The sequence below is a fragment of the Flectobacillus sp. genome, from assembly GCF_049240685.1.
Taxonomy (GTDB): Bacteria; Bacteroidota; Bacteroidia; order Cytophagales; family Spirosomataceae; genus Flectobacillus.
Window position 1 is genome coordinate 1 of sequence record NZ_JBMLSD010000179.1, and the last position, 15,672, is coordinate 15,672.

The 15,672-nt window shown below is 36.8% G+C and carries 12 protein-coding genes; 1 reads left to right on the forward strand and 11 read right to left on the reverse strand.

Annotated elements, in window-relative coordinates:
• Positions 1-309: 309 nt before the first annotated feature.
• The 11 genes from ACOVQ4_RS08295 to ACOVQ4_RS08345 all read right to left on the reverse strand — a co-directional run bounded on the left by ACOVQ4_RS08295 (position 310) and on the right by ACOVQ4_RS08345 (position 13,740).
• Positions 310-2,571 carry an OmpA family protein gene (locus ACOVQ4_RS08295; RefSeq protein ID WP_421820185.1) on the reverse strand — a complete coding sequence of 754 codons (2,262 nt, stop codon included), beginning with the start codon at positions 2,569-2,571 and terminating at the stop codon, positions 310-312.
• A 387-nt stretch (positions 2,572-2,958) separates the two neighbouring features.
• Positions 2,959-4,221 carry an MFS transporter gene (locus ACOVQ4_RS08300; protein WP_421820186.1) on the reverse strand — a complete coding sequence of 421 codons (1,263 nt, stop codon included), beginning with the start codon at positions 4,219-4,221 and terminating at the stop codon, positions 2,959-2,961.
• A complete protein-coding gene (locus ACOVQ4_RS08305) occupies positions 4,218-5,027 on the reverse strand; it encodes a hypothetical protein (RefSeq protein ID WP_421820187.1) in 810 nt (269 codons plus the stop codon). Before ACOVQ4_RS08305 ends, ACOVQ4_RS08300 begins: the two co-directional genes overlap by 4 nt.
• An 86-nt stretch (positions 5,028-5,113) precedes the next feature.
• Entirely contained in the window at positions 5,114-5,944 is an 831-nt protein-coding gene (locus tag ACOVQ4_RS08310; protein WP_421820188.1) for an MOSC domain-containing protein, read from the reverse strand.
• Positions 5,945-6,085: 141 nt separating this feature from the next.
• Positions 6,086-6,934 (reverse strand): CPBP family intramembrane glutamic endopeptidase, encoded by an 849-nt coding sequence (locus ACOVQ4_RS08315; protein ID WP_421820189.1) that lies wholly within the window; start codon positions 6,932-6,934, stop codon positions 6,086-6,088.
• 200 nt (positions 6,935-7,134) lie between these two features.
• Positions 7,135-7,944, reverse strand: coding sequence for an FkbM family methyltransferase (locus ACOVQ4_RS08320; protein WP_421820190.1), 810 nt, complete (start codon positions 7,942-7,944; stop codon positions 7,135-7,137).
• 56 nt (positions 7,945-8,000) lie between these two features.
• Entirely contained in the window at positions 8,001-9,212 is a 1,212-nt protein-coding gene (locus ACOVQ4_RS08325; protein ID WP_421820191.1) for a glycosyltransferase family 4 protein, read from the reverse strand.
• 14 nt (positions 9,213-9,226) lie between these two features.
• Positions 9,227-10,735 (reverse strand): lipopolysaccharide biosynthesis protein, encoded by a 1,509-nt coding sequence (locus tag ACOVQ4_RS08330; protein ID WP_421820192.1) that lies wholly within the window; start codon positions 10,733-10,735, stop codon positions 9,227-9,229.
• Positions 10,736-10,879: 144 nt separating this feature from the next.
• The gene (locus ACOVQ4_RS08335) at positions 10,880-11,611 is read right to left on the reverse strand and encodes a TylF/MycF/NovP-related O-methyltransferase (protein WP_283372861.1); all 732 of its coding nucleotides are present in this window, start codon (positions 11,609-11,611) and stop codon (positions 10,880-10,882) included.
• A 184-nt stretch (positions 11,612-11,795) separates the two neighbouring features.
• A complete protein-coding gene (locus ACOVQ4_RS08340) occupies positions 11,796-12,896 on the reverse strand; it encodes a glycosyltransferase (protein WP_421820193.1) in 1,101 nt (366 codons plus the stop codon).
• A 79-nt stretch (positions 12,897-12,975) separates the two neighbouring features.
• Positions 12,976-13,740 carry a LamG domain-containing protein gene (locus ACOVQ4_RS08345; RefSeq protein ID WP_421820194.1) on the reverse strand — a complete coding sequence of 255 codons (765 nt, stop codon included), beginning with the start codon at positions 13,738-13,740 and terminating at the stop codon, positions 12,976-12,978.
• Positions 13,741-13,911: 171 nt separating this feature from the next.
• Here ACOVQ4_RS08345 and ACOVQ4_RS08350 point away from each other — a divergent pair, with 171 nt between their 5' ends.
• Positions 13,912-15,501 (forward strand): BACON domain-containing protein, encoded by a 1,590-nt coding sequence (locus ACOVQ4_RS08350; protein ID WP_421820195.1) that lies wholly within the window; start codon positions 13,912-13,914, stop codon positions 15,499-15,501.
• Positions 15,502-15,672 lie beyond the last annotated feature (171 nt).

The following is a 15,672-nucleotide window of genomic DNA, read 5'->3' on the forward strand; positions in this document are numbered from 1 at the left end:
ATTTTCATAACTTGACACTTAAGTATTCGTGCAGAATTATATTTAAGTTTTGTGTTTTAGGGACAAGGCAACAGGCACAAGGCAAAGAGTGTTAAAATGTTTTTAACGACCACGGACATGCTTTTCCCAAAGCCCACCGCCGAAAGCCGATACCTGAAAGCCTAAGCACAATCTTAAACTTTATTTTGCCCACTAACTTACATCTGATTTTAGTTATAACCTTGATAAAAATAAAAGCCCTTCAATCGAAGGGCTTTTGATTTTTCTAACCTAAAAAAAACACACCTAAATTCTTTCTATTACGATTGTTTATTTCACAGATATAATTCTAAACTCTGTCCTACGATTTTCTTGATGTTGTTTTTCGTCACAAATTATACCATCCACACACTCATTTACCAATTCGGTTTCGCCATAACCATTCGATACTAATCTGGCTGGGTCTATACCTCTCATCGTTAGATAATCGACTACAGCACGGGCACGGTTGGCAGAAAGCTGCATGTTGAAATTATCACTCGAACGAGCATCCGTGTGTGAGCGAATTTCGATGGTCATTGCTGGGTATTTCTTTAATAAAGGTAAAAGCGTTTTTTCCAACTCTCTGGCCGCATCAGGACGTATAAAGAACTTACCATAATCATAGTAAATATTTTTGAGTTTGAAAATATCTCCTTCACCATACATTCCTTGGATATTCTCAACGACTTCACCGCTAGACTTCACTTTACTAATTTTTTCGGTATTGGTGGCATACTTATCCTTTTCCGCAATCAGCTTGTGGTCGTCACCTGGTTTTACTTGAAACTCATATCCCCCATCTGGTCCGGTCACAACGGTTTGTTTGGATTTATCTTTCTCGTTCTCTAAAGTTACTTGAACCCCAGCCATCGGCTGATCGTTTACTTCAGATTTTACAACACCTTTCAAGACTGCCAAAGGAGCCTTTTCAAGATACAATTCCAAAGTTGTTTTTTGAGCGGTATTGCTTTTTGTCGAGTACGCCACCGAATTCATCAGATAACCTTCCTTGATTGCTTTAAATTCATACTCGGCATTCGCTTCCATACAAATACTAGTAGAACCATCCACACCCGTTACTCTCAACTCGCGACTTTCTGCATTAACGGTAATTCTGACATCTACATTTTCTAGGGGTTGCTTCGAAGCTGCGTCATATACGATAAGCGTAAGTGGACGACAAACACGCTTGAAACTATAAATATTATCATCACTCAAGCCCGATTTGCGATTTGAAGAAAAGAAGCCCGAGGTACGTGTTGCATCCGTAATAATTCCGAAGTCGTCTTGAGGAGAGTTGAGTGGAGCTCCCAAGTTATTGACACCACGATAGGCTACTCCGTCTTTTATTTCGGCAAAAAACATATCTAATCCTCCCAAGCCCTCATGCCCATCAGATGCAAAATAGAGATTGCCGTTAGGGTCTACGTATGGAAACATTTCATTTCCTTCCGAGTTAATTTCTTTACCCATATTGACAGGAGTTCCCCAATTACCATCATTGTATTCGACTACATAAATATCAGTCCCTCCATATCCGCCTGGCATATCCGACACAAAATATAGTTTAGTATTATCGGGTGTCAAAGCTGGATGACCGCACGAATACTCATCCGAATTGAATGGTAATTCTTTGATATTACTCCAATTATCTTTGACCAAATCAGCAACATATAGTTTTAGTTTATTGGTGCCATCTTTTGATTCACGAACTTTACCTTTGTTAAAATTATTTCTAGTAAAAATCGCCTTTTGTTCACCTTTAAAAAACACGGCAGGGCCTTCATGATATTTGGTATTGATTACACGGCTAAACTCCTCCACCTTGTTGGTACCTTCGCCAGATTTGATAGTCGTATTGGAATTACTAGCAATCATCCCCCCCAAGGCTGCGGCTTTTTGAACTATACCCGATTTTAGCTGAGCGGTATCAGGCACAAAATATAAATCTAAAAAAGGAGTCTGATTCCATCCATACACGCGTTTGATAGCCCCCGACTCATCTCTGGCCGAACAAAAAATCAAACCACCTTTATAAAACATAGGACTAAAATCCGCTTGATTTGAATTGATGGGCAGATAGTCTACCTGATAAGAAGAGGAATCTCGATAAAAACGTCCCATTTCCATGTAAGAAACGACGAATTTCTTACTACGAACATCCGCTGTTTGTTTTTCTCCATAAATGGAATAGTACTTTTGAGATTCTCTGTATTTACCGTTTGAGGCAAGTGCTTGTGCATAATAAAGGTAATTCTCAGCTTCTACATCTGGAAAACTCTTTATCAAATCACTGTAGGCTTTTTCAGCATTTTTGGAATCCTGAATACGACGATAACAATAGGCAAGTTTCTTTAGAGCCTCCTTTCGAACGGTCGCATCTAATTTGGCATCAGACAACACATCCTCATACAATCGAATGGCCGATACGTAACTAAGCTGTTCATACTCTCTATTAGCTGCTTTAAACTTGGCTTGTCCCCAAGCTATGTTGGCAGTAATAGTAATGAGTAATACCATACTCAGTAAAATATGTAATGATTTGTTCATGATTGGGTTGTAGGCTAAATCGTATTACAAAGTAAGTTTATTGAATGATTAAGGGATGATCCTTGAAACAAGTTTAGAAACATAACTCCTTGATTTTCATATTTAGTGCATTATGTACATTCAATTTACAGAGTAAAATGCTTTATGAAATCCGCTTAGCCTTGTTTGATTTCTGTAGACAAAAGGGGCATCTACAAGAAGTTGGTTAAATACTGAAACTACTTTTTGGGCGAAACTCTGAGTATTTTTGTTTTTAATGACATCAGAAAATTATGAAATCAAAAAACAAATAGCGTGCCAAAAGTCGATACTAAATCCTGAGATGTATCAAAGCCGTTACACCTTTGAGGTACAACGGCTTTGATTTGGTATTATATTTTATAAAAACTAATCTGTCACTTTCATTTTAAACAATTCTTTTGACCGTAACCATACAATCGAAACAATTACCATTGTCATAGCTCCACCAAAAATTACCGACGGAACTGTCCCCATCATTTTGGCCAATAATCCCGACTCAAACGCTCCAATTTCGTTAGAAGAACTTACAAAAATTCCATTCACTGCCGAAACACGCCCGCGCATCTCGTCTGGTGTCCAGTATCTCAATACGGTTTGACGTACAATGACACTAACGCTATCAAAAGCTCCTGTCAGAAATAATGCTACAACAGAAATCCATAAATTGGTGGATACCGCAAATACAAGTGTTGCCAAACCAAAACCACCTACAGCCAGCAGTAGATTACGCCAAGCATGCTTGAGAGGTGGAAAGTATACCATCATAAACATGGTTAAAATAGCACCAATTGAAGGTGCTGCACGCAAAATTCCTAATCCTTCAGCTCCAACTTTAAGGATATCTTCAGCATAGATAGGTAACAGCGCAATTACTCCACCAAAAAGTACCGAAAACAAATCGAGCGAGATAGAATAAAGGATAATTTTTGTTTTAAAAACAAAAGCAATCCCCTCTTTTAGGCTTTGAAAAATATTAACTTTATCCTCTACTTTTTCAGGAATTGGGGGTGCTGTAATGGTGCTTATCAAAAGCATAACTGTACACAACAAGGCTACCACAAACCAAAGTGAGTTTGTCAAACCCCAATAAGCATACATAAAACCTGCTAAACCTGGCCCAAGGATAGCTCCTGCTTGCCAAAATGAGCTAGCCCAAGTAGTTGCATTTGCAAATACTTCTTTTGGAATCAAAAAAGGATTTAAAGACGAAGAGGCTGGCGAATAAAAACCTTTGGCCAAACCAATCAAAAATATTACGCCGTAGATAATGGGCAATAAATTGTGCTGTGGCAACTGGGTGGTTGAATGCGTTGCCCAAACCAAAATTACCGAACTTAAAATAATGACACTTAAACTTAGCATCAAAATGGTTTTCTTGTTATAGAGGTCAGCCAAATGTCCTCCAAATAATGCCAATGAGATATAAGGAAGTGCCTCCGCCAAACCAATGAGTCCTAGCGCCATTGGGTCGTGTGTGACCTTGTACATTTCGTACCCAAGCAGTACTTCTTGTATCAATAAGGCCATTGTAATAAAACTATTGGCAAACATATAAGCCACAAATTGTGGATATTTCAACGCCTCATAAGGAGACAATTTTACAGATGGAGGGGTATTTTGCTCGCTCATCTAATCAGAAAAAAAAGTAATAAAGGAAAAATAAATATGCCGTCGCCTACCCATCGATAACGATCTTTTTTTATAAAAATAGATTCGAAATAGGTTATTAATACAAGTGTTGCACTCATTAGTACCTCTGTAAGTCCTAGTCCCATCGAATATACATGCGTACTGTGCACAAGCGTACTAAAAATCACGACGGTGTTGATTATGAAAAGTAAGTATAAAACTTTTTGACAAGTCTTAACTCCCCACATCGAGCCAAGTGAATGAACCTGAGGGTATTCCTTTTGTTCAAAAGCGGAAAACAAAAGAAGATTTTGAAAAGCAATAAGAAAAAACACGCCTGCTAGTGACCAATCTATCCAACTGAATATTCTTGTATGCTGAACAATGGCAGTTCCGCATACACCCGAAGCATATACAAATGCCGTTACGGGTTCTTTGTATGCTTGAAAAATACTATCCGATGAAAGTTTACTCACAACAACCAAATAAATAGAGGTAATAAAAGCAATCCCAAACCCAACCATTAAAGTCATATAAGTAATATGCCCCAACAGATATATGCCTAAAAGCATAGCCAAGGCTACAGATAGCTTCAAAACTTTTGCATATCGTTTATGAAAACGATGCCTTGGAGTTGCTATTGGTTCAGGCTTCAAATTATCTAACTGCCGATCTAGTGTATAAATAATAAATACAGCAATCCCCAACAACCATACACTAGTAGTGGCATGGTTAAATCGCCCGTCTGGAAGCTTCAAAAAGGCCGTATGACAAATCATGGCACCAGCTACTACATCTAAGCTCAAGAGGTTTATTATTTCTAAAAAGCGCTTTAGTATCATATTCAAATGCTACCGCCACAATCTAAGCGCGAAATTGCTTTGTATAGCTTTTAACTTATCGAAAACTTTGCCAATTGGCGTGTTGTTTGTACTGTTATTTCTTCACCTACACTCACCATTCCTGTTTGTACAATCAGTACGTTTTGTCCAAATAAGATTTTATTTCCTGCTTTCCTGTAAGTCGAAAGTGTATGTAATGGCTCTTTGCCAGTCTTTTGTCCTGTTTCATGATTCAAGGTGGTAACAATACATCTCGAACATGGTTTTACCCCTTTAAAAGATGTTTTACCTATCGAAAACTCAAACCATGACTCCTCCTCAAAAGCACTCCCTCCAGTAAAGACAAAATTTGGACGAAAACGATTAATCGGAATTTGTTTTTCTAAACGATTATTCAAATCATCTAAGGACGATTGACCTATTACCAAAATAGGATACCCATCCGAAAAAGAGGTTATATCTTCAGGCGTTTGGGCATACTGGGGATCAACATGGCGCAAACTTTCGTCAGGCATATAGACCAATCTCACAGGTTTCCCAAGTAATTCAGTAAACCATAAACTAGCCTCTTGTGATACTTCATTAGCCTCCATTTCATCATCCCAAACCTCTACGGTAGTAGCTTCTGGCAGATACTCTCCTATTTTCACCAAAAGTGTTTTTCCGGTAGGGCTATGTGTAATATGAAGGGTACTTTCCTCTATAGTCGTTTTGAACAACGCCAAATCCCCTATTTGTCGTTGTGTAACAAACACATTATCAGCATCAATAAGCATCCATCGACGGTCATACTTTAGCCCGCGAGTAGTTACTTCTGTTTGTTGTACACTAAATCCACCTAGAGATTTGATAGGATAAATCCAAATTTCAGAAAGTTGCATAGTTGTTTTTTTACTTTAAAATGCTTAAACTGTTTTAGATTGTTATGCAATTGGCTATAAGCCGTAGGCATAGGCAAAATGTGTTTTTTATTTCAGAAACATTGATTTGTTTCACGTTATCTCAAAATCCAAACTTAGATTTTATATCCACCTAAACACCCATTTGACAGCCACTACGTATAATATCACTGCCAATAGCCAGCCAACAATCATAAGTGGGAAATTCAACTCGGTCATAGTTACAACAGACGGAGAAGGCAAGGCACTATCGGGATAAGTCACAAATAAGAAAGCATAGATATTATTAGAAGCATGTATACCTAAAGCTAGTTCCAACTTTCCATCAAAATAGGTCAATAAGGCAAAAAATAAGCCTACACCGATGTAATATGTCATAGCCAAACCAAAACCTACTTTAGCCGTTTCGGGATTAGCACTGTGCATTAATCCGAAAAAGACAGAGCTAATCACAAGCCCCGCTACCACATTTCTCGAACCGATTGCCTGAAATAAATAACCTCTAAATATGAGTTCTTCACAACTAGTTTGAATGGGCAAAAACAAGAAACCGATGATAAATGCAGGTAACCATTGTTGAGGATTCCACGAAAAGCAGTACATCTCAGGAAAAACCATATACATACCAAATTCTACGATTACAGTACACACCAACCATACTACAGCTGAACTAACAACACGTTTCCAATTGACAGAGCTTTGTGGAGTAATCAGGGTTTGAAATGCTCGATGATGGCTATTTTTCAACCAAACCCATAACATCAAAATTCCACCAGCAAAACTGCCTATTGCTACTAATAAATACCAATGCGAAGCCACAGTTGGTCTTCCACTTTTTATATCAGTAACCAACACTTGCGGAATACTAAATATCCCTAGCGCCAACAGTATTAAAATCATACCTACGACATATCTCCAAGGCTGATTATTACCTATTTTGGCTTGTGCCAGAAAATCATTTTGTGCTAACATAGAGGTTTGGGATTAGGTTAAATAGAAGGCTCAGCGTTCAGGTGTTTAAAATTCTTTGTATTACAAATGTAAATGAAGAGGAGATTACTTCCTTGAAAGGGTGTAGAAAAATACAAATAAAAAAACAGAAATAGGGATATTTTTAACATAGATTAAAAAACATCTCTATCTCTGTTTGGCATTGTTTTACCCAAAACCAATTATTTTTTCACTGCAAAAATATTCAACTGCAAATCCATCGAAGGATTGGCCTTGTAGGCATGGTTAATAAAAGGCACTGGCCTATCTTGCGCATCACGGATGAAGTATCTGAAACCATTTTTTGTCAAAATAGCAAGCAATACATCCAAGTCTTGCGGGCGATTTGGAAAAGAATGATACTCAATAAAAATATGGTCGATATGCCCTATACTATCAGCACAATCTTGAAAAACCTCTACTTCGGCACCTTCAATATCCATTTTTAGCATTTGAATACTTGTGTATTTTTGTAAATAATCCTTCAAACGAACCGATTCAATACCTTGTTTTTCACCTTCGCCATAAATCGATGCACCGTCTGAACCTTCGGTCACAAACTCGATTCCTTGGTCATGCACCCACACAGCTTTATCGACAATATCGACCCCCTGAATACCATTAGAATTCAGGTTATTTTTCAAGATTTTAGCAATTTGAGGGTCGGCCTCAAAAGCTGTAATTGTAGCTTTTGGGTACAGTTTTTTAAAGAACAAACAACTTGTACCAATATTAGCTCCACAATCCAAAATAACAGGACTATCGGTGCTACTTTGGAACCTATAACTTTGTCCCACAAAAATCTCCTCATGCTGAAACAAAAATGACATACAATCTGGCACTAAAAACGTAACACCCTGAAACGAAACTGTTCGTGGTTGATAACGAGGCACCGTACCAAATTTGGCCATTAAGCCCAACAATTCGCGCGCTTCGGGGGTGCGAATGTGGTGGAAAGGGTATTTTAAGAAATATTTTAGAGCAAATAACATAGCTTGGAATGCGTGATTTTGGAGTTATAAAAGCCTCTTTTTCAAATCAAAACTTACTATTTCATAACGTATTTAAACGCCTCACAATAGTTTTTAATCACTACGTGGATATTCACCTCATTTTTGATGATATCGCCAGAACGGAGTCCCATTTCCTTGGTTTTTTCAGGATTACTCATCATACTTTCAAGTTTTTGGTACAAATCCTCAGCATCTCCATTTTTGAAAATATAGCCATTATATCCATCACGAACGAGCTTTTTCTCGGTACCATCCGCCACTGAGCAAATAATGGGTTTGTCAAAACACATGGCATCATTGATAGACAAGCCACCCATTCCTGCCAATACATACACCAATGAAGCATTGAAATATTGCCCCAACTGTGTCATTTCGTATACTGCTCCAACAAATTCGACACTTTCTTCTATCCCTAAATCTTTGGCTTGTTGCTTGAGATTATCAAGCTCTGGGCCAGTACCTACAATGGCTAATTTGGCAATAGGAAACTTTTTGAGCAATTTGGCAAACACCTCCATCAACAAGTCTACACGCTTCCATTTCACCAAACGACCTACATGCAACAAACGTAAAGGGTTATCGGGCAAAACCGTATTTAAGCCCTCTATTTTCGCTCTTTCGTTGAAAATAATATCCGTATCTGGTGAATTATAAATTACAAAAATCTTCTCCTTAGGCACGCCATAACTTCCAAAAACCTCAATAGCTTCCTCGGTATAATCCACGTGAGCATCTACCATGTTAAAAGCTCTTTTGTAGGTATATTTGAGTAGGCTATACTTCAGTTTGAATGCCAAACTCGAAGGTTTCAATTCTGTTTTCAGGGTTTCTGTTACAGCACCACCTTTGGCATAGTAATCGAGCGCTTCTTGAAATTTTGGGATATTAAAAGGAATCTCTTTCAATATCAATTTGATACCCATGCTACGGATTTTCCAAAGCAATAAAGGATTATAAACAAAGGTCAAAATATAAGGCCAAATAGTAACAATTACATCGGGCTTTTCGGCCTCAATCGTTTCCAGAAAATTCTTAAAAAACGGTTTTCCCCAAGCAGTTTTGTATTCTTCCAAAAAATGTACCTTAAACTCAACACCATCTAAGGTTTGATGCACCCCAGCGCCCACACTTTTCCCTTGGCTTTTAGGAGCAATTACTACAATCTCTTGCCCTTCTACCTGATTGAGGCGATTGAGTACCAAATTATAATAATGGGGCAATCCACCAAATGTGAATAATATCTTCATATTGTTAGCTTTAGCTATTTGATCAATTTTAGTTTACGTAAAATACCCATCACGGTTTTGTTAGCATCTTCGGATACTTTGAAATATAATACCCCACCTCCAAACACGGCACAAATCAAGGCTGAACGAGCTATTACTGTTAATAGTATTCCTGTAAAACCTACGCCGATTTGCGGAATAAGCGTTGCCAAAAAATAGGTCAATATAAACAAGCCTAAAACTTTTACAGTTGCCAATGTAAATGGTTGAAGTTTTAGTTTAAAAAGAATAAAGAAATATTTAGTGGCATTGTACACCACTACCGAAGTAAGTGCCGCCAAGGCTGCGCCATTGAAGCTGTAAATAGGGATTAAAATCAAATTTGTTACGATAATCAACACAGCCAACAACACATAAAAGGCCAAATCGTAACGATAGTATTTGGAGTTAATTAATATCTCCGAATTCAAGCCTGTAGCCATATCTATCACCTTGCTCATACCAAAGAAAAACACCACCCATCGACCTTGTGAATAGATATCTGCTTTGGGTAAAAGTTGGAAAATTTCGTCTACATTACACCAAATTCCAAGAAACAAAAAACCTCCTACGATAAACAAGACAAGAGATGATTTTCGGTAAATTTCTTCGATATGTGCCATATCATTTTTTTGCCAAGACTCCGCCAACAAAGGTAAACTAATAGAAGCAATGGCATTGCGTGGGATAGCAATCACAAGGGCTATTCTGGAAGCAATATCAAAAATTGCGGTTGTATTTAACCCTCCATCGTAAGCTGGTAACATGATTTTCTCGACGTGTTGAATCAAGGTAAAACTTGCTCCTGCCAATAATACCCACAAACCATATTGGTACATTTCCTTGAATAAAGGACTCTTATAAATGTTCCAATCAATACTCAAATACAACTTTCCTAGTATTTTGATATAAGCAAACAAAGCAATAATACCAAGTATGTAGGTGACTACTGTAATACCAATTAATTGTTCGAAAGAAATATATCCTAAACCAAAAAGTATAACCAAAAAACCGTTCGACAAACGCAGTCCCAGCTCCCGAATAATAGCTGGTACTACTATACGCAAATGTACCTTTGCATAGGCTTCCAATACCGAAATATAAGCAATACAAAAAGTCAGTGGTAACATATAATAGTAATACTGACTCAGTAGTGGCGACTTGCTTTCGTAAATTCCGTTGAAGACCGACTGTAAAGAAAGATACAAAATTGCGAAGATGCCTAAGCCAACCAATGGAGTTATCAATAAAAAGCCTAAAAAGCCATTATGGCGTTTTTCGTCATCTGCAAAACGATTGAAATAGCGGGTAGCAATATGTGGCACCCCAATTTGGGCAAATGAGGCAAAAACTGTTGTAAAGCTGACCATAGCCGAAGCATACAGACCAAATTGTTCTTGCGTCAAAAATTTATTGTAAATAACAAGGACGTTCAATACCCCCACAGCCGTTCCTACATAGGTCACGATTGAACTTTTTAATCCTTGACGAATAATAATGCCCATAATTTATTGAGTGATTTAGCGAGTTGGTTATTTAGTGATTAAAATGCTTATTTTTAATACATTTATCACTTATTACCACTCTTAAACTTCTTTACAAAACGACCAAATTGGAATTCAAATTTCCTTATTTTACTCTTCTCACTACTAGCTTTTAATTGCTATACGTCCTGTATAATCTATGCGATTTAACAACAATGAACCATTAAAATATTCATCCACTGCACGTTTACATCCCTCCCAGTGACCATAATCATCAATTACCAATACTCCTTTTTGAATTAATAAAGGATACAAATATTTCAACTCATGAGCAGTAGACTCGTACCAGTCGGTATCCAAACGCAATAAAGCAATGGGTGCTTCAGGCATCGTGGCAGGGATAGTATCCTCCACTTTTCCTTTTACAAAATGTACCAAATCTTGAGGATATCCTGTCGAACGCATATTGTTTTGAACATCATTTAGGTCGGCCAAGCACCATACCGAATTTTGTTTATTCTCCACATTTTGCTCCATCAATTCCTTGGCCTGTCCACCACGAAAATCCACATCGTCGGCTGTTGGCTCAGACATACCTTCATAGGTATCATACAAATAAATTGCACGGTTGCTCACGCCCAATTCCTTTAGTGTTAGCGCAATCATCATCGAGCTACCTCCTCTCCAAACACCACATTCCACAAAGCTACCAGCAATATTATTTTTGACTATATAAGTAACAGCGTTATACAAAGCATACATACGTTCGATGCTAGTCATGGTGTAAGGCTGGCAAGCCTTCAAGATTTTTAAGAACGTAGGATCATTGATAAAATCCTCTTCTTTTTGCACTTTGGCAATTTTATAGCCAAACGGTTTTAACAATTTGCTAATCATAAATTTATTGGAGTAAACGGAAATGGATTGCGAGCTCTATCGCTCAGAAAATATGTGAATCTATTGTGTATATTTTGAAAATAGCCGCCAGATGATTTCTCATGGCGGCTACATACCCACATAAAGCCTACAAAAATAGACAATCTAATCATAAAATGCTACTTTCTAAACCTTCGTAGAAATATCATTTTTCCAATATCTCTCTCAGCGTATCAACTCTTTTCGACATTTCGTAGTAATCCTCCATGTGTTGGCGAGCGCTTCGTCCCATTTCTCCACAAAGTTCTGGATTATTAATTAGCTGAGTCATGTAATTTGCCATTTGTTCCCAATCACCCTCATTCACTAAAAACCCAGTTTTTTCATGAACTACAGCGTCTTTGATACCTGCATGATAGGTACTTACAATTGGTAATCCAACGGCCGAAGCTTCCAGAATTGATACAGGTGTGCCTTCTGAATCGCCATTTGGCGCAAACATCGAGTGTTGTACAAAAACTCTGGCTGTTTTCAGCAAATCTATAATCTCTGTGGGTCTTTTTACACCTAGTAATTCAACCTGAGATTCTATTCCCAACTCTTTTATTAAAGCTTTTGCCTCATCCCAAAGCTCCCCCTCTCCTATCATTTTTAGTTTGGCATCTGGTACTGTTTGCAACACCTTATGAAAGGCCTTTATAGTTGAAAAAGGTGATTTTTTAGCCGTAAATCTACCCACTGCCATGAATATCTTTTCGTTGTTTTCAGGCGTACCCAAGGTAAACAAACTCGTATTGACAAAACAAGAATTGAATATTACCTTATCAGGATCTGCTCCAAACTCGATTAACTTATTTCTCATATCTCTCGACACTGCAATTATACCTTTCACCGTCTTGAACATCTGCTGATAGGCAGGCAAATACTTGTCTAATGTAGCTTTGTCGTTTGCATCAAATCCATGAAAGTGAACCACTAATCCAACATTAGCCTTTACACAAGCATCGTTGATTGTTGCGCCCATAGGTCCATATTGAGCCAAGACAACATCTATGTTGTTTTTGGTTAAATATCTAGCTAAGAAAAACGTATAAATTTTATGATACAAACTAGGTAGCACATTCCTCAAACCTCCTCGTACATAAAGAATATTGAAAGGGAAAGGAAGAAAGGATACATCGTTTTTATCAAGAGAGGGATACCAACCTTCATAAATCGTGATTTTAGGTTGCAGCTGTTCTATTTGGTCATGGATAAAAGTTTCACTAAATCGAAACTTATTAGGATATGCAAAGCAAAGGTTCATTATCTATCGGCTATTAAAAATGTACACTCGAAAACAAAAATAGAAGGATAATATTTATCCTTCTATTTTTTATCCAATTTTAAGGTTTCAAATATAGCCCCATAATCTCGCTTGGATTTAGTGCTCTATCAAATATTTTTACTTCATCTATAACTCCAACAAATCCTTGACCTGAATGTCGATTCCCAATGTAAAAAAAAGGCTCCCCATATCCATAACCAGCATTTTTGCCATTTGTATTAACTCCTGAAATAACCCTACCATTTAAGTATGCTTTTAAATAATAAGAATCTCGCGTAATGACTAAATAAACCCACGAGTTTATAACTAAAGACGTTAAATTATTAGAAAGGTTAGTGCCATCATCATTATAACTTGTAAAAGCCCATCCCGAAACGCCATAGTAGTTATTGGCAGTGTTAACTAACTGATCTCCTCCCGAAGACCCAATAGATACGGCAGTTTGAATAGTACCACTTGTCGGTTCTTTTGTTAGTAATGCCCAGAATGAAATTGTATATTCATTCTGTATTGCTGGCTTAGGAACTATTATATAGGACGTTCCATTAAAGTAGTATGCCCTATTTAATTTCCCATTTTTATCAGGTACTAGATTTAATCCAGCATAATAAACAGTTGTATTTTTGCCTGTAGCATCTTTTGTATCACCATTAAAAGGGTAATAAGCTATATAGTCAATTGGTGCTAGTAGTTCTCTATTCGTTATTTTCGTAGTTTCTGCCGATTGCTTTGCTGAAGAACTATTACTCAGCAAAGTATCTTCCTCTATACCGTTACAAGAAAATAAACAAAAAGCAATTAAGGTATAATAGTAGTTTTTCATTAGCTATTAAATATTAAAAAAATAATTAAAGTAGATATTAGAGTAAATGTACAGAACGATTCATTAATTCAAAAGCCATCTTAAATCTTTCAAAAGTAAACCTATTTGCTCTAGTAATGATATTTTTCTACCTTTAACACTAGATATATTATAAACTATAACATAACTTAAATGAATACACTTAGACTATTACTGTTCCCCTTTCTATTTCTAATAATTGTAAGTTGTCGTAAAGATATCGAACCTCCTACCATTTCACTTTCTAGTACACTTGTCGATTTAGGAACGATTACAAGTACATCTGCTTCTAGCTTAACATTAAGTCAAGTCGGAGATGGGACAATATCCTATTCTATTTCCTCAAATAAATCATGGTTAGTATTATCAAAAAATAGTGGTTCCATCACAATCAATCAATCAGACATCGTTACATTTGGTGTCATAACCATTAATTCTGATATTGTAGAAGGAGAAAATGTAGCTACGCTAACAATCACGCCAACCATTAATGGTAGTCCATCAACACCTATACAAGTGATTGTAAAAGGAAACTTTAAACAAACTACCATTTCGACACAAACTCAACTGGTAGACTTTGGTACTATTTCAAAATCGACAACGAAATACCTCAAATTTAACAAAGTGGGAATCGAAAATCTTACGTATGATGTAAGTAGTGATAACTCATGGCTTACCATAGATAAAACTACAGGTAGTTTAGTCACAGGAGATTCTTTAAAGCTCACGGTTGATACTAAAAAATTAATCGAAGGTAATTACACTGCCAATATCACATTTACACCCAAAGTAAATGGAAACCCCTTGAAAACTGTCGTTATTCCTGTGAAGGTAGCTTATGATGGAGCTGTCAGTGGCGATATTTCTGGTCATCTATTGTCTAAAGATGAAATCTGGAGTGACGTTGTCAATCTTAATGGTACTATTGTTATTCCTAAAGGATATACATTAACTATCAAACCTGGTACAGTTGTAAATGTTACAAAATCAGATGTTTCTATTCAAGTTTATGGAAAATTAGTAATGAATGGTGATGCCTCCAACATCATTGTAATGAAATCGGCTAGTGCCAACCCTACTTACTACGACTGGAGCGGAATTGAATATGGCGGTGGTAATATGGAGATATCTTATGCTTTTATCAAGGATGCAGTTACTTGCTTGGATTTCTATTATTTAGACTGGACAACAACTCCGACGCAAGCAGTTTCTCTACATCATATTTTATTTGATAATTGCCAATATGGATTATATGGCGTTAGTTCTTCTTTTGCCAGTACGTTTTCAAATCTTACATTCCGTAATATTTTTTGGGCTTCGGCATATACATTAGATATAACTAACCTTACATTTAGTAATGTTGAATTCAATACCCCTAACTCTCATGATATAAGAGTTGGAAATGGGAACAATAACATCACTATAGAAAACTCTAATTTTGTTTCAAAAAACTATATTGATGCCTATCACTTATTCATCTATTCAGATTTATCTAACTGTAAAATTAATTTGAATAAATGCTATTTCCAGACTACGTCACCAATCTCATTAGGATTTGGAGGAAACGGAAATATTGTCACCAATACAACTCCACAATCATCTACAATTGGCAATATTGGTTGTGGGTTTACTAGTAAATTCCCTAATTCAGTCAGAATGAAACCAATATTGGCAAACATGGCAGAACTGCAACGGAAAGAAAGAAAAGCCTCTACGAGAGGAACTAAATTTAAAGTACGGTAATATATTCGCTTACAAAAATTCCCCAAAGAATATTTTCCTTTGGGGAATTTAACATTTAAGATACTTTCTTGGCCACCAACACATACGTACAAGCATCTTTATCAATAGTATCTTGCGCTGTAATTTTATCAAAAAAGATAATCTGAGGTTGCATAATAATAGCTAAAAGAG